The sequence below is a fragment of the Caenimonas terrae genome, assembly GCF_042655405.1.
GTDB classification, from domain to species: domain Bacteria; phylum Pseudomonadota; class Gammaproteobacteria; order Burkholderiales; family Burkholderiaceae_C; genus Ramlibacter; species Ramlibacter terrae_A.
Genome location: NZ_JBHSMF010000006.1, coordinates 1 through 18,610, shown reverse-complemented (window position 1 = coordinate 18,610; position 18,610 = coordinate 1). Strand labels below are relative to the sequence as shown.

Annotated in this window: 11 protein-coding genes; 5 read left to right on the top strand and 6 right to left on the bottom strand. The window is 70.6% G+C overall.

Annotation, left to right across the window (positions count from 1 at the left end):
* Positions 1 to 5 precede the first annotated feature (5 nt).
* From glgA to glgB, 6 genes are read right to left on the bottom strand one after another with little or no spacing between them, the layout of a single operon-like run.
* Entirely contained in the window at positions 6 to 1,463 is a 1,458-nt protein-coding gene (gene glgA / locus ACFPOE_RS06940; protein ID WP_376849289.1) for a glycogen synthase GlgA, read from the bottom strand.
* The gene (locus ACFPOE_RS06935) at positions 1,460 to 6,520 is read right to left on the bottom strand and encodes a malto-oligosyltrehalose synthase (protein WP_376849288.1); all 5,061 of its coding nucleotides are present in this window, start codon (positions 6,518 to 6,520) and stop codon (positions 1,460 to 1,462) included. Before ACFPOE_RS06935 ends, glgA begins: the two co-directional genes overlap by 4 nt.
* Positions 6,517 to 8,337 carry a malto-oligosyltrehalose trehalohydrolase gene (treZ, locus tag ACFPOE_RS06930; RefSeq protein WP_376850614.1) on the bottom strand — a complete coding sequence of 607 codons (1,821 nt, stop codon included), beginning with the start codon at positions 8,335 to 8,337 and terminating at the stop codon, positions 6,517 to 6,519. The genes ACFPOE_RS06935 and treZ overlap by 4 nt, the downstream gene beginning before the upstream one ends.
* 20 nt (positions 8,338 to 8,357) lie before the next feature.
* Positions 8,358 to 10,469: a glycogen debranching protein GlgX gene (glgX, locus tag ACFPOE_RS06925; RefSeq protein ID WP_376849287.1), complete on the bottom strand. Its 2,112-nt coding sequence runs from the start codon at positions 10,467 to 10,469 to the stop codon at positions 8,358 to 8,360.
* A complete protein-coding gene (locus tag ACFPOE_RS06920) occupies positions 10,466 to 11,764 on the bottom strand; it encodes a glucose-1-phosphate adenylyltransferase (protein WP_376849286.1) in 1,299 nt (432 codons plus the stop codon). Before ACFPOE_RS06920 ends, glgX begins: the two co-directional genes overlap by 4 nt.
* Positions 11,748 to 13,700: a 1,4-alpha-glucan branching protein GlgB gene (gene glgB / locus ACFPOE_RS06915; protein ID WP_376849285.1), complete on the bottom strand. Its 1,953-nt coding sequence runs from the start codon at positions 13,698 to 13,700 to the stop codon at positions 11,748 to 11,750. The genes ACFPOE_RS06920 and glgB overlap by 17 nt, the downstream gene beginning before the upstream one ends.
* A gap of 228 nt (positions 13,701 to 13,928) precedes the next feature.
* Here glgB and ACFPOE_RS06910 point away from each other — a divergent pair, with 228 nt between their 5' ends.
* The 5 genes from ACFPOE_RS06910 to ACFPOE_RS06890 are packed head-to-tail and all read left to right on the top strand — an operon-like array spanning position 13,929 to position 18,428.
* On the top strand, positions 13,929 to 14,927 hold the full coding sequence (locus tag ACFPOE_RS06910) for a sulfate ABC transporter substrate-binding protein (RefSeq protein ID WP_376849284.1): 999 nt from the start codon (positions 13,929 to 13,931) through the stop codon (positions 14,925 to 14,927).
* Entirely contained in the window at positions 14,924 to 15,799 is an 876-nt protein-coding gene (cysT, locus tag ACFPOE_RS06905; protein ID WP_376849283.1) for a sulfate ABC transporter permease subunit CysT, read from the top strand. Before ACFPOE_RS06910 ends, cysT begins: the two co-directional genes overlap by 4 nt.
* 1 nt (position 15,800) lies before the next feature.
* Entirely contained in the window at positions 15,801 to 16,775 is a 975-nt protein-coding gene (gene cysW / locus ACFPOE_RS06900; RefSeq protein ID WP_376849282.1) for a sulfate ABC transporter permease subunit CysW, read from the top strand.
* Entirely contained in the window at positions 16,772 to 17,920 is a 1,149-nt protein-coding gene (locus ACFPOE_RS06895; RefSeq protein ID WP_376849281.1) for a sulfate/molybdate ABC transporter ATP-binding protein, read from the top strand. Before cysW ends, ACFPOE_RS06895 begins: the two co-directional genes overlap by 4 nt.
* A complete protein-coding gene (locus ACFPOE_RS06890) occupies positions 17,898 to 18,428 on the top strand; it encodes a disulfide bond formation protein B (RefSeq protein WP_376849280.1) in 531 nt (176 codons plus the stop codon). The genes ACFPOE_RS06895 and ACFPOE_RS06890 overlap by 23 nt, the downstream gene beginning before the upstream one ends.
* The last annotated feature ends 182 nt before the right edge of the window (positions 18,429 to 18,610 follow it).

Here is an 18,610-nt window from a genome sequence, read left to right as displayed (position 1 = left end):
CCGGATCAGGCCCGTGACGACAGTGCTTTCCGGTACACCTGGACGTATTCCGCCGCGCTCCGGTCCCAGCCGAAGTCGCGCGCCATGCCGGCGGCCTGGATGCGGCGCCAGCGCGGGGTCTCCGCATAGGCGGCGCGGGCGCGCTGCAGGGCGTCGGCAAAGCCGGCGCTGTCCGCCGAGCGCATCACGAAGCCGGTGCCGTCGCTGGCGGCGTCGCTGTCGGTCACCGAATCCGCCAGCCCGCCGACCGCATTGACCAGCGGCGGCGTGCCGTAGGCCTGGCTGTACATCTGGTTCAGGCCGCAGGGCTCGAAGCGCGACGGCATCAGGAAGCAGTCGGCGCCGGCTTCGATCAGGTGCGCCAGCGCCTCGTCGAAGCCCACGTGCACCGCGACGGCGCCGGGATGGCGCGCCGCTGCGGCCACCAGCGCGGACTGCAATTCCGGCTCGCCCTGGCCCAGCACCGCCAGCTGGCCGCCGCCCTCCACGATCGACGGCAGCGCCTCCAGCACCAGGTCGATGCCCTTTTGCGCGGTGAGCCGGCTGACGACGGCGAACAGCATTGCTGCCGGGCGCGGCTGCAGGTGGCAGCGCGCCTGCAGCGCCGACTTGTCCAGCGCCTTCAGCGCCAGCGACCTGGCGTCGTAGCGGTGCGGCAGCAGCGCGTCCGTCAATGGATTCCAGACCCCCGTGTCGATGCCGTTGAGGATTCCGCTCAGGCGCCCGGCGCGCGAGCGCAGCATGCCGTCCAGGCCGACGCCGGCCTCGCGGGTCTGGATCTCGCGCGCGTAGGTCGGGCTCACGGTGGTGATCGCGTCGGCGAACTGCAGGCCCGCCTTGAGCATGGAGAGGTGGCCGTAGAACTCCACCCCGTCGATGCCGCGCCAGTGCCAGGGCACGCCCAGCGCATCGGCGCTCTCCATTGGGAACAGGCCCTGGAACAGCAGGTTGTGGATGGTCAGCACGCTGGCGGCCACGCTGCCGGCGGGCCCCTCTTCGCGGGCCTGCGCCAGGTACAGCGGCGCCAGGCCCAGCGGCCAGTCGTTGGCGTGGACGACGTCGGCCTGCCATTGCGGCAACGGGCTGCGCGCCGTGCCAAGCCGTGCCGCGACGTGGCTGAGAAAGCCGAAGCGCAGGGCGTTGTCGTGGTGGTCCGCGCCATGCGGGTCGACGTAGGGGCTGCCGGCGCGTTCGTACAGGGCGGGGCAGGCCAGCAGCAGCAGGCGCACGCCGGTGCCGGCGTCGACCTCCAGCAGCTGCGCCGCCGGCCATTGCGCTTGCGCCGGAACGTCGACGGTCGCCAGCACGTCGCCCGACAACTTGAGGCCGGCGTAGGCGGGCATCAGCAGCCGCACGTCGTGGCCCAGGCGGGCCAGCACCGGCGGCAGCGCGCCGCTGACGTCGCCCAGGCCGCCGGTCTTGACGAAGGGCGCGCATTCGGGCGTGGCGAACAGGATCTTCATGGCGCCGGCACCTCGTCGTCGGGCAACAGCACGGCGAACGGCAGCGGCGCATGGCCATTGCCCGCGAACACCTGCGACAGGTCCAGCGTGGCGCTGCCATCGGCCTGCGCCGTCGCCGGCACGCTGCGGCCCGTGATCCAGTCGCGCCAGGCGCCGATCCGGTTCAACGCCGGCTGGTCGGCGCCGATCCGCAGCAGCGTGCCGGACCAGGCCGTGCCGCCCCAGCGCCCGGTCTCGCCCCCGCACAGCGTGTAGGTCAGGCGCGACGCCACCACCAGCAGCGCGTCGCTGTCGCGGCTGCGGGCGAAGGCGGCGACGTGCTGCGCCGCCTCGCCCTCCGCGGGCACCGGCAGGTAGGCGCCGTGCTGCAGCAGCAACTTGCGCGAACGGCGCAGTTGCAGCAGCCGCCAGGTGAGCAGCTGCTTGAGCCGGTTGTCGCCGACGCTGCGCTGCAGCTCCTGCCAGTGCGCGGCGCGCGGATGCCCCTGCGCGTACAGCGGCTGCAGCGCTTGCAGCTGCGCCGCCAGCCGGGCGAAATCCACCGGCGCGCGGTTGTCGGGATCGACCAGCCTGAAGTTCCATTCCTCGCAGCCCTGGTACAGGTCTGGCATGCCGGGCACGGTGAACTTCAGTGCCAGCTGGCTCATGCTGTTGTGCAGGCCGAAGGGTGCGATCTGCGCAGCGAACTCCTGCAGGTCGGTGAGGAAGGGATTGGGGCCGCCCGAACGCAGCAGGCCGGCGATGCAGTCGCGCAGCGCGGTCTCGTAGGGCTGGTCCGGGCTGGTCCAGCTGGTGCGGCACTTGGCCTCGCGCACCGCCTTGAGCATGTAGGCCTGCACCCGTTCGCGCAGCGCGTCGACGGCTTCGGCCGCCGGCGGCTGCGCCGGCCAGACGCCGGCCAGCGTCTGGAACAGCAGCCACAGGTCGTTGCGCGAGGGGGCGTCGCCGGCGTCGGTGCGCGTCACGTAGCGCTGCGCCATGTCTGCCCAGCGCCCGGCGCGTTCCAGCCAGACCCCGGGCAGCTCCGACAGCACGTCGATGCGGGCCCGAAGGTCTTCCGAGCGCTTGCTGTCGTGGGTGGAGGTGGCCAGCATGCCGTGCGGGCGAAAGCGCGAGCGCGACTGGTTGGCCGCGTGGAAGGCCGCCACCGACAGGCCGAAGCGGCCCGGGTCGCCGCCGACGTCGTTCAGGGACGCCAGCCGCAGGTAGCGGTAGAAGGCGGTGTCTTCCACCGACTTGGCCATCACCGGCGCGGTGAACTGCTGCCAGCGCGCCACGAAGCGGTCGCGCAGGGCAGGTTCCACCGGCAGCTCCCCGAGCAGCACCTTGCGCAAGTGGTCCAGCACCGCGCTTTCGGCCCCGCCCAGGCGCCGGCCGGCCGCTGCGATGGCCCAGTCGATGTGCCGGGTGTCGGTGGCCGTGGCCTCTTCGCCCGGCCGCAGGTAAGTGCGGTAGACCGGAAAGGCCGCGGCCACTTCGGCCAGCGCGTTGCGCAGCCGGTTGCGCGTGAAGTCGCAGGTGCGGCGGTCGGCGCGGCTGATGCGCGCCAGCTGGCCGCTGAGCCAGTCCAGCTCGCTGAACAGCGCCGTCTCCACGATCAGCTTCTTGCAGCGATAGACGATCTCCTCGAAGCTCTCGTCCTGCCCGCTGAAGGCGCGGTAGGCGCGGTCGAACTCCTCGGCCCGCTGCGCGTCCACGAACAGCGCGTTCACCAGGCTGGCGAAGCGGTAGCCGGTGCCGCCGTGCACCGGCCAGCCGGCCGGCATCGCCTCGTGGTCGGCCAGGATCTTCTCCACCACCAGGTACAGCGCGCGCGGTTCGCCGCCGGTGAGGGTGGCCATCGCCGCATAGCGCGATTGCAGCCGCTCGAAGTACTGCTGCGGGTCGCTCAGGCCGTCCGGGTGGTCGATCCGCAGCGCCGCCAGGTGGCCGTCCTGCAGCCAGCGCAGCACCCGCCGGTGGGTGGCCTCGAACACGTCCGGCCGCTCCATCCGCAGGCCGGCCAGCGTGTTGACGTCGAAGAAGCGCCGGTAGTTGACGTCGTCGCTGGCCACCCGCCAGTCGGCGGCCCGCCAGGCCTGGCGCAGGATCAGCGCGTGCAGCGGATCGTGGCTGGCGCTGTCGCCCGGCTGGCCGTTCAGGTGCAGCAGGCACTGGTCGATCCAGCGCGCCAGCCAGCCGTGGCTGCGGACCAGCCGCGCCAGCGCGCGCTTGTGCAGGCCGCTGTCGCGATGGCGGCGCTGGCGCGACGCTGCGTCGGTGCGTTCGCGCGGCGGCAGGTTGGAAAAGGCGTCCAGCAGCGAGGCGACCACCGCGTGGGCATCGCGCTCGCCGTCGTCGGCGGCCGGCGGCCAGGGCGCCGCGCTGAAGATCGCCGGCGTGTCGCGCGGGTCGATCGGGAACCGGTGTGCGTAGTAATGCAGGCTGAACTCGCCGGCCTCATGGTCGAACTTGAGCTGCAGCTCGCCGGCGTCCAGCACCTTGCCGTAATGGTCGCCCAGCACCGGCAGCAGCACGCGGCCTTCCATGCCGGGTTCGGCCGGGTGCCATTCGATGTCGAAGGTCTCGGCGTGCAGCGAGGCCTGGCCGTGTTCCAGCACGTCCAGCCACCAGCCGTTGTCGGTCTCCAGCACGCCCATGTGGTTGGGCACCACGTCCAGCATCTGGCCCATGCCGTGCCGGCGCAAGGCCCGGCACATGCGCTCGTGCTCCTGCTCCGTGCCCACTTCCGGGTTCACTTCGTTGTGGTCGACGATGTCGTAGCCGTGGGTGCTGCCGGGCCTGGCCTTCAGGTACGGCGAGCTGTACAGATGGCTGATGCCGAGCGCCGCGAGGTAGGGGACGGCGGCCGCCACGTCGTCGAAGCGGCAGCCGGCATGGAACTGCACGCGATAGGTGGACAGCGGGATCAGCGCGCTGTCCAGCGGCGCAAGGGCGGCGGCATCCATCGGCGCCGGGCCCGTGCGCTGCTGGCGCAGCGCACCCGCCACGGCGAGGAAGCGCGCGTCCTCGCCGAGCCGGTCCACCGGCACCCCGATCTTGCGCCGCCAGTTGGGATAGGTGTCCTCGCCGGTGCCGGGCACGTTGACCTGCAGCAGCTGGCCGGTGACGTCTTCCAGCTGCACGCCCACCAGCCAGCAGGGCGTGCGCGCCAGGTAGGCATACACGGCTTCCACCAGTGCCGGCGTCGCGTCCGGCAGCGACGTGTCCTGCACCGTCGCCCCGGCCGGCAGCAGCCGCTGGTGCTCCAGCGCCAGCAGCAGCCGCGCCCGGTCGCGCGAGCGGTCGATCACGGCGCGGTCGAAGCTCTCCTGGTTCGGGTACAGCCCGAGCCGCTGCTGCAGCTGCAGGTCCTCGCCGCGCCAGAAGCCGCGCAGCGTCGGCAGGTCGTGGGTGCTGACCACGGCCAGCGCCTGCGCCTGCCACTGGCCGGGCGCGCGGAAGCTGCCGTCCTCGTTGCGCTCGAACAGCAGCGGCTTGTACGACAGCAGCACCTTGTCGTGCATGGCCTGGCGCATCTCCGGCGCCACGTTGCCCAGGTCCTCGCCGATCACCATGCAGCGATGCCGGTGGCTCTCAAGCGCCAGGATCGCCAGCAGCGCTTCCAGCGGATAGCGCACGTAGGTGCCGCCCTCGCTGCCGGTCCAGAACAGGCGCATCAGGCCCATCACGTGGTCCAGCCGCAGCGCGCCGGCATGCCGCATGTTGGCGCGGATGGTGTCGATGAAGGGCTTGAACTGGCCGCCGGCCAGCCGCAGCGGGTTGAGCGGCGGCAGGCCCCAGTCCTGGCCGCCGGTGGCCAGCGGGTCGGGCGGCGCGCCGATGTGCATGCCCAGCGCGTACATCGAGGGATCGCTCCAGGTGTCGGCGCCGCCCTCGTTGACCCCCACAGCGAGGTCGCAGTACAGGCCCAGCCCCATGCCGTGCGCGCGCGCCAGCCGCTGCGCCGCTTCCAGCTGCTCCTCGGCCAGCCACTGCAGCCAGAGCCGGTATTGCACGGCGTCGCCGTGCTTGTCGGCGAAGCCGGCCACGCAGTCGCCGTGCGGATCCTTGAACGCCTGCGGCCAGGCCGGCCAGCCCCAGACGTCGGCGTCGGCCGCGAACAAGTGGGCCTGCAGGGCCTCGAACAGCGCGTGCCGGCCCAGCGTCTCGCGCCGCTCCTGCGCGAAGGCGCGGAAGCGCTCGCCGCGCGGCGTGCGGGCGTCCAGCTCGTGGCGGCGGAAGTGCGGCCACAGCAGCGACAGCACTTCGTCCTTGGCCGCCAGCACGCCCGGATAGTCGACCATCTCGGCGTCGCGCAGCTCGCGCAGGCGCTGCTGGAAGCCCTCGCTGTCCACCAGCGCGCCGGCCTGGCGGCAGGCGGCCAGTTCCGGCAGCGACTGCACGTCGATGTAGAGCGGGTTGAGGGCGTTGCGGCTGGACGGGCTGTAGGGGCTCGCCACCTGCGGCCGGTGCGGGAACAGCGCGTGCAGCGGCGACAGGCCGATGAAGGAGCCGCCCTGGCGCGCCAGCATCACCGCCAGCTGGCGCAGGTCGCCGAAGTCGCCGATGCCCCAGTTGCGCGAGGAGCGCAGCGCGTACAGCTGGATGGTGCAGCCCCACCAGCGCTCGCCGGCGGCCAGCGCCGGATGCACCCAGCAGCGCGGCGGCGCGACGATCACCAGGCATTCGGCCTCGGTTCCGTCCACGCGCAGTGCATGGTAGCCGGGCGCGAGGTCGGCGCCGAGCTCGATCGCTTGCCCGCCCTCGTGCGCCACGCTCTCGCCGCTGCGCGCCCCGCCTTCGCCGCTGAGCTGCCAGCGCACCCGGCCGGCGCCCGCGCCCAGCAGCACCCTGGCGGGCGTTCCTTCGTCGGTGACAAGGACGGGCGCAAGCAGGCCGGTTTCCGGCGCCCCGGCAGGCGCATCCGGGTCCACGCCCATCGCCGTCAGCGCCTTGCGCAGCACCTCGTCCGGCACCGCCTTGTCCTCGCCGTAGAAGCTGTAGTAGCGCACCGCCACTCCGCTGCGCTCGGCGAGCTGCTGCAGGCTGGGGGATGCTTGGACGTGGTCGTTCATGCTGAGGTCGCGCCATTGTTGCCCAGCCACCAGAGCGCCGACCAGGCCGGCCAGTGCGCCGTCCGCGGATCTCGGTCGCCGCGGCCGTGCGCGAACAGCACCTGGCCGGCCGCTTCGCCGGAGGCCGGCACGTCGATGGCTGCCGGCCCGATGTTCAGATCGAGCGCCAGCACCGCGCCGCCGGCGTAGTTCCAGCGCACGCGGATGCCGGTGGCGCCGACGCGCCCGGACCGATGCTCGCCCTGCAGTAGCAGGTGCTGCCGCGGCACGATGAACTGCCGCCGCATCGCCAGCGCGTCCCCGACCATCTGCAGCCAGCGGCGGCCCCGTTCGCCGTGGCGGTGCTCGTCGTCCAGGCGCGTCGAGGCGAAGGTCGCCTCGCTGCATGGATCGGGCAACTCGTGCGCCTGGCCGTCCGCGCCTTTGGCCGCGTGGCTGAACTCGCGCCGGCGGCCGCTGCGCACGGCGTCGCGCAGCTCGCCCTCCCAGTCGGCGAAATACAGGAAGGGCGTGTCGGCGCCCGTTTCCTCGCCGAATAACAGCAGCGGCGTCGCCGGCGTCAGCAGGGCCAGCAGGGTGGCCAGTTCGGCGGCGGGCGGCGGCACCAGCCGTGCCAGCCGTTCGCCGAAGGCGCGGTTGCCGACCTGGTCGTGGTTGTGGGCGGCGTTGACCATCGCCGGCAGGTGCTGCGGCGGGGCGGCGATGCACTGCTCGCGCGCGCCGCCCGGCCAGCGGTGCGACCCCTCGAACAGCATGCCGTGGGTCAGCGCGCGGGCCAGCAGGTCCACCGGCCGGCTGCCGTAGTCGTGGTAGTAGCCGCTGCTGTCGCCGGTCAGCGCCACGAACAGCGCGTGGTGGAAATCGTCGTTCCACTGGCCGTCATAGCAGCCCGGCTGCGGCCGCGGCGCCAGCCGCTGGTGGACGTTGTCCTCGTTCTCGCCCACCAGGTGGACGTGGCGCCCGCCGGCGGCGGCGCGCACCCGCGACGACAGTTCCTCCAGCAGGTCGGGCCGGCTGGCGTCGACGATCGCGTGGACCGCATCCAGCCGCAGGCCGTCGATGCGGTATTCCTCGATCCAGTACAGCGCGTTGTGGATGAAGAACTCGCGCACCGGGCGGCTGCCCGGGCCGTCGAAGTTCAGGGCCGCGCCCCACGGGCTCTGGTGCGTCGCCGAGAAGAACTGCGGCGCGTAGGCATGCAGGTAATTGCCGTCCGGCCCGAAGTGGTTGTAGACCACGTCCAGGAACACCATCAGGCCGAGCCGGTGCGCCTGCTGCACCAGCTGCTTGAGGTCCTCGGGACTGCCGTAGGCGGGATGCGGCGCGTACGGCAGCACGCCGTCATAGCCCCAGCCGAAGCGGCCGCCGTAGGCGCCGACCGGCATCAGCTCGATGGCGGTGATGCCCAGTGCGGCGAGCTGGGCCAGTTTCGACGCGGCCGCTGCAAACGTTCCCTCCGGGGTGAAGGCGCCGACGTGCAGCTCGTACAGCACCACCTCGCTCCAGGGCCGGCCGCGCCAGTCTTCGTCCCACTCGAAGCGCGCGGGGTCGACGACGCAGCTCGGGTGGTGCACGCCGTCCGGGTTGCTGCGCGAGGCCGGATCCGGCGCCAGCAGGCCGCCGTCGATGCGCCAGCGGTAGCGGCTGCCGGCGGCCGCTCCCGGCCGGAAGCAGTGCCACCAGCCGTCGGCGTCGCGCTCGGCCGCCAGCAGCTGCTCACCGCTGGCGCCAAGCACCAGGTCGCAGCGCTGCGCAGCGGGGGCCCAGAGCCGGAAGTCGACGCCGCCGCCGGCGCGCGGCGCCGCCCCGAACGGCATCGGATGCACGCAGCGCATGCTCAGGAACCCGTCGGCTGGACCAGCACCGCCATCGCGTGGCTTTGCAGTTCCAGCTGGCCGCCGGCGGCGATCGCCGGCGCATCGGCCGCGCCGAAGTGGCCCTGGGCGGTGTCGATGCGCAGCGACCAGTCGGCGCTGCCCTCCGGCTGCGGCGGCAGGGTGAACGTGACGGCGTCGCGGGACGCGTTGAAGGCCAGCAGCACGGTGGCGCCGGGTTCGTCGCCGCAGCGGCCGTCCAGCAGCGCCGCCACGCAGCGCACGGCCGGATCGTCCCACTCCTCCTGCGTCATCTCCTGGCCCCAGACGCTGAACCAGCCGATGTCGCGCACGCCTTGCGCGTCCTCGTCGCCGGTCAGCCACTGGTTGCGGCGCAGCACCGGCAGTTGCTGGCGCAGCTGCGTCAGTGCCCGCACGAAATCGATCAGCGGCTGCTGCTGGCGGGCGCGCTCCCAGTCCACCCAGCTCACCTCGTTGTCCTGGCAATAGGCGTTGTTGTTGCCGCCCTGGGTGCGGCTCATCTCGTCGCCGCCCAGCAGCAGCGGGACGCCGCGCGAGACCAGCAGGGTGGCCAGGAAGTTGCGCTTCTGGCGCTCGCGCAGGGCCTGGATCGCGGGGTCGGCGGTCTCGCCCTCCTCGCCGCAGTTCCAGCTGCGGTTGTGGCTTTCGCCGTCGCGGTTCTCTTCCTGGTTGGCCTCGTTGTGCTTGTCGTTGTAGCTGACCAGGTCGTGCAGCGTGAAGCCGTCGTGCACGGTGATGCAGTTGACGCTGGCCTCGGGATTGCGCCCCGACCCCGCGTAGATGTCGGCCGAGCCGCACAAGCGGGCCGCGAACTCGCGGATCGCGCCTTCCGAGCTGCGCCAGAAGTCGCGCACCGCGTCGCGGTAGCGGCCGTTCCATTCGGACCAGCCGGCCGGGAAGCCGCCGACCTGGTAGCCGTTCTCGCCGATGTCCCAGGGCTCGGCGATCAGCTTGACCCGGCGCAGCACCGGGTCCTGCGCCACCGCCGCCAGGAACGGCGCCCGGTGGTCGAACTCGCCGGCGCCGTTGCGGCCGATGGCCGGCACCAAGTCGAAGCGGAAGCCGTCCACGTGCATCTCCTGCACCCAGTAGCGCAGGCTGTCCATCACCAGCCGCAGCGTCGGCGGGTTGCTGGCGTCCACCGTGTTGCCGGTGCCGGTGTAGTCGATGTAGTAGCGCGGGTCCGGCGCCAGCCGGTAGAAGGCGCCGTTGTCGATGCCCTTGAAGCAGACCGTCGGCCCCAGGTGGTTGCCTTCTGCCGTGTGGTTGTAGACCACGTCCAGGATCACTTCCAGGCCGGCCGCATGCAGCGCCTTGACCATGCCCTTGAATTCGGCGACGCCGGCGGCGCCGGCCTGCGAGCTGTAGCGCGGATCGGGTGCGAAGAAGCCGACGGTGTTGTAGCCCCAGTAGTTGCCCAGGCCCAGGTCGATCAGCCGCCGCTCGTCGTTGAACGCGTGGACCGGCAGCAGTTCCACCGCCGTCACGCCCAGGCCCTTGAGGTAGTCGATCGCGGCCGGGTTGGCCAGCCCGGCGTAGGTGCCGCGCAGCTCCTGCGGCACCCCGGGCAGCTGCCGGGTGAAGCCCTTGACGTGCAGCTCGTAGAACACGCTGCGCGCCATCGGAATCTCGGGCGGGGCGTCGCCGCCCCAGTCGAAGGCGTGGTCCACCACCACGCACTTGGCGGCTTCGCCGGCGTTGTCGGTGTCGTCGCGCAGCAGGTCCTGTTCCTCGTTGCCCAGCACGTAGGCGTATTGCCAGGCCGCGCCGTGCAGCGCCCGGTCCAGCGCGCGGGCATAGGGATCGAGCAGCAGCTTGGCCGGATTGCAGCGCACGCCGGACTCGGGCTCGTAGGGGCCGTGCACCCGCAGGCCGTACTTCGCGCCGGGCTGCAGGCCGGGAACGAAGCCGTGCCAGATCGCGTCGCTGCGGCAGGGCAGGGCGATGCGGCGGGTCTCGGCCATGCCGTCGGCATCGAACAGGCAGATCTCCACCTTGGCGGCGACGCCGGAATACACGGCGAAGTTCACGCCGCCGGCGCCCACGGTCGCGCCGAGCGGCCAGGGCCGCCCGGGCTGGCAGGGCTCGCTCACGTGAGCACCTCCATCCCAGGCGCGTGGTCGGACCAGGCCTCGGACGGCGCCTGCGGCGACAGGAAGGGGTTGGCGGTGGCGCGCGGCGGGAAAAAACCGGCCGGCACCACCACGATGCCGCTCTCGGTGACCTGGAAGCGCTCGCGGTCCTGCACCAGGTCGAAGCCGATCCGCTCCTGCGGCGGCACGTCGTTGTCCTGGTCGATGATGGCGCGGCGCACCAGCGCTCCGGTGCCGATGCGCGAGCGCTCCATGATGATGCAGTGCTCCAGCCGGGCGTCCCGCTCCACCAGCACCGAGCGCCGCAGCATCGCGTGGTCCAGCGTGGCGCCGTCCACCACGCAGCCGGAGCCGACCACCGAGCGGTGGATGGTGCCGTGCTCGATCTGGGCCGACTCGGCCTGGTCGGGGCTGGCGTAGATCGGCCAGCGGCTGTTGGTCATGCGGAACTTCGGGGTTGCGCCCAGGGTGTCGAAGTGCGCCGCGAAGTACGAGTCGATGGTGCCGACGTCGCGCCAGTAGGCGTGCTCCTCGTACGACTCGGTGCCGGGGATGCTGTTGGTGTCGAAGTCGTAGGCCACTAGCTTGTGGCTGGAGACCATCGACGGCAGGATGTGCTTGCCGAAGTCGGACTGGCCGGTCTCCTTCATCCGGTGCAGCGCCTGCAGCAGCACGTCGGCGTTGAAGATGTAGTTGCCCATCGAGGCCAGCGCGTGGGTGCTGCTGCCCGGCATCGGCTTGGCGCTCTCGGGCTTTTCGCGGAATTCGGTGATGCGGTGGTCCTCGTCGATCTCCACGATGCCGAACTCGCCGCACTGCTCCAGCTTCACCGGCAGCGTGGCGACGCTGGCCTGGGCGCCGGTCTTCACGTGGAAGTCGATCATCTGGCGCACGTCCATCCGGTAGATGTGGTCGGCGCCGAACACCGCGACGATGTCGGGCTTGAAGCTCTCGATCAGGTGGATGTTCTGGAACACCGCGTCGGCGGTGCCCTGGAACCACTCGGGTCCGTTGCGCATCTGCGGCGGCACCACGGTGACGAAATGGTCCTTGATGAAGCGGGTCATGGTCCAGGACTGGCGGATGTGCTCGATCAGCGATTGCGATTTGTACTGCACCAGCAGGTAGATCGAATAGATCTCGGAGTTGACCAGGTTGGACAGCACGAAATCGACGATGCGGTGCTTGCCGTTGAAGGGCACGGCCGGCTTGCAGCGGGTGGCGGTCAGCGGGTGCAGGCGCGAGCCTTCGCCGCCGGCCATCACGAAGGCCAGGACTTTATGGTTGGAGGGCATTGCTCGGGGCTCCGGGGAGGATCGGTGGAAATGAATCGATGGGCCGGTCGCACAGGACCAGCGTGGCCAGCGGCGGCAGCGTCAGCGTGGCGCTGGCGGGCTGGCCGGCCAGCGGCTCGGCCGCGGCCTGCAGCACGCCCAGGTTGCCGACGCCGCTGCCGCCGTAGACGGCCGCGTCGCTGTTGAGGATTTCGTGCCAGGGGCCGGCGTGCGGCAGGCCGATGCGCATCGCGTGGTGGACGGCGGGCGTCATGTTGGTGATCGAAACCACGGTGGCGCCGTCGCTGCCGCGCCGCAGGAAGGCCAGCACCGTCGGGTCGCCGGGCTGCAGCGGCGCCCAGCCGAAGCTGCCGTGCTCGAAGTCGGTGGCGTGCAGCGCCGGCACCCGGCGGTAGGCGGCGTTCAGGTCGGCGATCCAGCGCGCCACGCCGGCGTGGGCGGGCAGCTGCCACAGCGGCCAGTCCAGCGTGCGCTCGTGGTGCCACTCGCGCGGCTCGGCGAACTCGCCGCCCATGAACAGCAGCTTCTTGCCCGGATGGGTCCACATGTAGCCGTACAGCGCGCGCAAGCCGGCGAAGCACTGCCACTCGTCGCCGGGCTGGCGCTCCAGCAGGCTGCCCTTGCCGTAGACCACCTCGTCGTGCGACAGCGGCAGGATGAAGTTCTCGTCGAAGGCGTAGACGGCGGAAAAGCGGATGTCGTCGCCATGCCACTTGCGAAAGAAGTGCGGCCGAGCGACGTAGCGCAGCGTGTCGTTCATCCAGCCCATGTTCCACTTCATGCCGAAGCCCAGGCCGGCGTCGTGCACAGGGCGCGTCACGCCGGGCCAGGCGGTCGATTCCTCGGCCATCACGTGCACGTCGGGGAACTGCCCGTACACCGAGCGGTTCAGGTCCTGCAGGAAGGCCACGGCTTCGTGGTTCCTGTTGCCGCCTTCCGGATTGGGCAGCCACTGGCCGGGCTCGCGGGCGAAATCCAGGTACAGCATCGAGGCCACGGCGTCCACGCGGATCGCGTCGAAGTGGTACTTCTCCAGCCAGAACACGGCATTGCTGATCAGGAAATCGCGCACCTCGTAGCGGCCGTAGTTGAAGATCAGGCTGTTCCACTGCGGATGGAACCCCAGCCGCGGGTCGGCGTGCTCGTACAGCTCGGTGCCGTCGAAGCGGGCCAGCGCGAAGGCGTCGGACGGGAAGTGCGATGCCACCCAGTCCAGGATCACGCCGATGCCGCTCTGGTGCAGCGCGTCCACCATCGCCATCAGGTCCTGGGGCGCGCCGTAGCGGGCGGTGGGTGCGTAGTAGCCGGTGGTCTGGTAGCCCCAGGAGCCGTAGAACGGGTGCTCGGTGATCGGCATCAGCTCCACGTGGGTGAAGCCCAGGGCCTGGCAGTGGGCGGCCAGGCGCCGGCCGATCTCGCGGTAGTTGAGGAACTTGCCGTCGTCGGCGCGCTGCCAGGAGCCCAGGTGGACCTCGTAGATCGACATGGCGCTGGCCTGCGACTGGCGCTTGCCGCGCGCCGCCATCCAGGCGTGGTCGTTCCATTCGTACTGCAGGTCCCAGACCACCGACGCCGTGCCGGGCGGGTGCTCGCAGCGCAGCGCGTACGGATCGGCCTTGTCGACGGTCTGGCCGTCGGCACCCTGGATGCGGTACTTGTAGCAGTCGCCCGGCGCCGGTCCGGCGATGGTGGCGCCCCAGCGGCCGCTGCCGTCCTGCAGCCGTTGCAGCGGCTGCGCCTTCCAGCCGTTGAAGGCGCCGACCACCGCCACCGACCGGGCGTTGGGCGCCCACACCATGAAACGCGTGCCCTCGGCCCGGTGCTGCGCACCCATGACTTCGAACTGGCGATGGTGGTGGCTGGGAACCGGTCCGGCGGCGGCGCTCGGCAATGTCGTTGGCGGCGAGGCGCCCTGGAGGGTCTGGCTGGGCGTCATGGCGATGAATGGATGACCTATTCTTCGCCCCCGCCCACGCAGCCTGTGCAGGAAGTCGTTGTCGGCTGCGGTAGGTTCCGGCCTACAGCCGCGGCGCATGCAGACCTACCGGCGCCGAGTCGGCGCCCGGTCGTTATGCAATTTACGAGATTAAGTAACAACGACATAGTCGTTTGAGTTTGAAGGGACCGTCCCCAGAATTCGATCCTTCAACAAGAACGGTGTTTCATGAACAGCAGGACCAAGATTTTCCTGGCCGCACTGGCCGTCGCCGCCAGCGGGCTGGCCAGCGCGCAGCAGCAGACGCTGCTCAATGCCTCCTACGACGTCGCGCGCGAGTTCTACAAGGACATCAACGCCGCCTTCGTGCCGGCCTACAGGAAGGCCACCGGCAAGGAGGTAAAGATCGACCAGTCGCACGGGGGCTCCAGCGCGCAGGCCCGGGCCGTGGCCGACGGCCTGGACGCCGACGTGGTGACGATGAACACCACCACCGACATCGAGTTCCTGGCCGACCGCGGCGTGGTCGCCAGGGACTGGGCCAACCGCTTTCCGAACAACGCCGCGCCCACGTCGTCGACCATGCTGTTCCTGGTGCGCAAGGGCAATCCCAAGGGCATCAGGGACTGGGATGACCTGGTCAGGCCGGGAGTGCAGGTGGTCGTGGTCAACCCCAAGACCGGCGGCAATGGCCGCTACGCCTATCTCGCGGCCTGGGGCTATGTGAAGAAGAAGGGCGGCACCGATGCCCAGGCCCAGGACTTCATGGCCAGGTTGTACAAGAACGTGCCGGTGCTGGCCCGGGGCGGGCGCGACGCCACCACGGCCTTCCTGCAGCGCAACACCGGCGACGTGCTGGTCACCTTCGAGTCGGAAGTGGAATCGGTCAACAAGGAGTTCGGCGCCAACAAGGTGGACGCGGTCTATCCGTCGATCAGCATCGTGGCCGACAACCCGGTGGCGGTGGTGGAGCGCACGGTGGCCAAGAAGGGCACGGCGGAACTGGCCCGGGCCTACCTGAACTTCCTGTATTCGGACGAAGGGCAGGAGATCGCGGCGAAGCATTCGATCCGTCCGCACTCGCCGGCGGTGCTGAAGAAATACGCCGCGACCTTCAAGCCGATCCGGCTGTTCACCGTGCAGGAGCTGTTCGGCTCGCTGGCCGAGGCGCAGAAGCTGCACTTCAACGACGGCGGCCGATTCGACCAGATCTACACCGTGAAATGACCGCAGCTTCCATCGGCGTGCCGCTGCCGGCAGTGGCGGCACGCGCCCCGGGCGCGAACCGCAAGGTGCTGCCCGGCTTCAACCTGACGCTGGGCTACACGCTGCTGTACCTGGGCCTGATCGTCCTGATCCCGCTGTCGGCGCTGGTGCTCAAGACCTTTACCCTGAGCTGGGAGCAGTTCTGGGCGGCGGTCAGCTCGCCGCGCGTGCTGGCGTCCTATCGCCTGACCTTCGGCGCCTCGCTGATCGCGGCGCTGGTCAACGCCGTGTTCGGCCTGCTGGTGGCCTGGGTGCTGGTGCGCTACCGCTTCCCCGGCAAGAAGCTGGTCGATGCGCTGGTGGACCTGCCGTTCGCGCTGCCCACGGCCGTGGCCGGCATCTCGCTCACCGCCCTGCTGGCGGGCAACGGCTGGATCGGCCAGTACCTGGAGCCGCTGGGCATCAAGCTGGCGTTCAATCCCAACGGCGTGGTGATCGCGCTGATCTTCATCGGCCTGCCGTTCGTGGTGCGCACGGTGCAGCCGGTGCTGGAAGACACGGAAAAGGAGCTGGAAGAAGCGGCGATGTGCCTGGGCGCCACCCGGCTGCAGACCTTCCTGCGCGTGATCCTGCCGTCGATCGCGCCGGCGCTGCTGACCGGCTTCGCGATGGCCTTCGCCCGCGCCATCGGCGAGTACGGCTCGGTGATCTTCATCGCCGGCAACGTGCCCATGGTGTCGGAGATCACCCCGCTGGTGATCATCGGCAAGCTGGAGCAGTACGACTACGCCGGCGCCACCGCGGTGGCCACCGTCATGCTGATGCTGTCCTTCGTGCTGCTGCTGGTGATCAACGCGCTGCAGGCCTGGCAGCGCAAGCGCTCGGGGGCCTGACATGGGTGCGGGCAATCTCTCCGTCAGGCGCGTCAGCACCACCGAGGCGCCGTGGGTGCGCTGGACGCTCACCGCCATCGCGCTGGCCTTCCTGCTGCTGTTCCTGGTGCTGCCGCTGGCCGCGGTCTTCGCCGAGGCGCTGCGCAAGGGCCTGGGCGCCTATCTCGACGCCTTCCGGGAGCCGGATGCCTGGGCGGCGATCTGGCTGACGCTGGTCACGGCCGCCATCGCCGTGCCGATGAACCTGGTGTTCGGCGTGGCGGCGGCGTGGTGCATCGCCAAGTACGAATTCCGCGGCAAGGCCTTCCTGACGACGCTGGTGGACCTGCCGTTCTCGGTCTCGCCGGTGGTTGCCGGCCTGATCTACGTGCTGATGTTCGGCGCCCAGGGCTGGTTCGGCCCCTGGCTGGCGGCGCACGACGTCAAGATCGTCTTCGCCGTGCCCGGCATCGTGCTGGCCACCATCTTCGTCACCTTTCCCTTCATCGCGCGCGAGCTGATCCCGCTGATGCAGGCGCAGGGCAACGACGAGGAACAGGCCGCCATCGTGCTGGGCGCCAGCGGCTGGCAGACCTTCCGCTACGTGACCCTGCCCAACATCAAGTGGGGCCTGATCTACGGCGTGATCCTGTGCAACGCGCGGGCGATGGGCGAGTTCGGCGCCGTCTCGGTTGTCTCGGGCCACATCCGCGGCCAGACCAACACCATGCCGCTGCACGTGGAGATCCTCTACAACGAATACCAGTCGGTCGCCGCCTTCGCCGTCGCCTCGCTGCTGGCGCTGCTGGCATTGGCGACGCTGGCGATCAAGAGCGTCGTCGAATGGCGGCACAGGCGCGAGATGAAGAATGCGGCCGATGCATCGCCCGAGCGGCCGGCCGCGCAAATTGATTCCGTTCGGGCTGAGCCCGTCGAAGCCCCGGCGCGGGCCCTTCGACAAGCTCAGGGCGAACGGCTTGGAAAGGACACCCCATGACCATCGACATCCGCCACGTCAGCAAGACCTTCGGCGACTTCCACGCACTGCGCGACGTGTCGCTGGACATCCGCTCGGGCGAACTGATCGCGCTGCTCGGCCCCTCGGGCTGCGGCAAGACCACGCTGCTGCGCATCATCGCCGGCCTGGAGACGGCGGACGCGGGCAGCATCCTGTTCTCCGGCGCGGACACGACCGGCGTCCACGTGCGCGACCGCAACGTCGGCTTCGTGTTCCAGCATTACGCGCTGTTCCGCCACATGACGGTGTTCGAGAACGTCGCCTTCGGCCTGCGCGTGAAGCCGCGCAGCCAGCGCCCGAGCGAGGCGCAAATCAGGAGCAAGGTGCACGAGCTGCTAAGCCTGGTGCAGCTGGACTGGCTGGCCGACCGCTTCCCCTCGCAGCTGTCCGGCGGCCAGCGCCAGCGGATCGCGCTGGCGCGGGCGCTGGCGGTGGAGCCCAAGGTGCTGCTGCTGGACGAGCCGTTCGGCGCGCTGGACGCCAAGGTGCGCAAGGAGCTGCGGCGCTGGCTGCGGCGGCTGCACGACGAACTGCACGTCACCAGCATCTTCGTCACCCACGACCAGGAAGAGGCGCTGGAGGTGGCCGACCGCGTGGTGCTGATGAACGCCGGCCGGGTGGAGCAGGTCGGTTCGCCGCAGGAGGTGTGGGACCACCCGGCCAGCCCCTTCGTCTACGGCTTCCTGGGCGACGTCAACCTGTTCCACGGCCGCGCCCACGAGGGCGAGGTGACGCTGGAGGGCATGCACCTGCAGTCGCCCGAGCACGCCGGTGCGCAGAACGCCAGGGCCCTGGCCTATGTGCGGCCGCACGACCTGGAGGTGCAGCGCCACGTGCCCGGGCAGGGCCTGGACGCCGGCGGCCGGCCGCGCGGGATCGTGGTCAAATTGGACCGCGCGGTGGTGGTCGGGCCGATCGCGCGGCTGGAACTTATTCCGGTCGAGGCAACCCAACAGCCGGGGAAGGACTCCATCGTCGAGGCGCAGATCCCTGCGCAGCAGTACAGGGACATGGGGTTCCGGGAGGGCGAGACGCTGGTGGTGACGCCGCGCCGGGCCCGCGTGTTCGTGGAGGGCGCCGCATGGACGCCCCAGACGGGAGATGAATTTGATCCAGTGGTTTGACAGCGCGCCGCGGCGCATCCTGGGGCTGGTCTGCCTGGCCTGCGTCGCCATGCTGGCCTTCGGCCTGTACCTGCAGCACGTGGTGGGACTGGAGCCCTGCCCGATGTGCATCGTGCAGCGCTACGCCCTGGTGCTGGTGGCGCTGGTGGCCGGCATCGGCGGCGCGCTGCGCCAGCGCGGCGCGCACATCGCATCGGCCCTGCTGGTCCTGCTGTTCTCCGCCCTCGGCGCCTTCGTCGCGGCCCGCCAGAGCTGGCTGCAATGGAACCCGCCCGAGGTCGCTTCCTGCGGCCGCGACATCTACGGGATGATCGAGACCTTCCCGCTCAAGCGCGCCATCCCGATGATCTTCCGCGGCGGCGGCGATTGCACCAAGGTGGACTGGACCTTCCTCGGCGGTTCGATCGCCAACTGGTCGTTCCTGGTGTTCATCGCCCTGGCCGTCGTCGCCATCGCGCTGCTGGTGCGCCGGATCGCCGTCCGCCCCGGCCGCGCCGTCTACGCCTGAGCCGACCCTCCGACCTCCGGACCGGACCCGGGTTCTTCCTGCCGTGATCCCGGACTTGATCTGGGATCCATGTCCTCTGTCTTTTGCCCTTCCGGCTTCCGCGCCGATGCCTCGTTGGCGAGGCCGCCGGCCAGGGTGGGTCGTTCTCCGGTCACGCTCGCGGGCGTCATCCTGTGGACGCG

Coding starts and splice junctions, on each gene's coding strand:
- glgA (WP_376849289.1), bottom strand. CDS start 1,463: ATGAAGATCCTGTTCGCCACGCCCGAATGCGCGCCCTTCGTCAAGACC.
- ACFPOE_RS06935 (WP_376849288.1), bottom strand. CDS start 6,520: ATGAACGACCACGTCCAAGCATCCCCCAGCCTGCAGCAGCTCGCCGAG.
- treZ (WP_376850614.1), bottom strand. CDS start 8,337: ATGCCGTTCGGGGCGGCGCCGCGCGCCGGCGGCGGCGTCGACTTCCGG.
- ACFPOE_RS06920 (WP_376849286.1), bottom strand. CDS start 11,764: ATGCCCTCCAACCATAAAGTCCTGGCCTTCGTGATGGCCGGCGGCGAA.
- glgB (WP_376849285.1), bottom strand. CDS start 13,700: ATGACGCCCAGCCAGACCCTCCAGGGCGCCTCGCCGCCAACGACATTG.
- ACFPOE_RS06910 (WP_376849284.1), top strand. CDS start 13,929: ATGAACAGCAGGACCAAGATTTTCCTGGCCGCACTGGCCGTCGCCGCC.
- cysT (WP_376849283.1), top strand. CDS start 14,924: ATGACCGCAGCTTCCATCGGCGTGCCGCTGCCGGCAGTGGCGGCACGC.
- cysW (WP_376849282.1), top strand. CDS start 15,801: ATGGGTGCGGGCAATCTCTCCGTCAGGCGCGTCAGCACCACCGAGGCG.
- ACFPOE_RS06895 (WP_376849281.1), top strand. CDS start 16,772: ATGACCATCGACATCCGCCACGTCAGCAAGACCTTCGGCGACTTCCAC.
- ACFPOE_RS06890 (WP_376849280.1), top strand. CDS start 17,898: ATGAATTTGATCCAGTGGTTTGACAGCGCGCCGCGGCGCATCCTGGGG.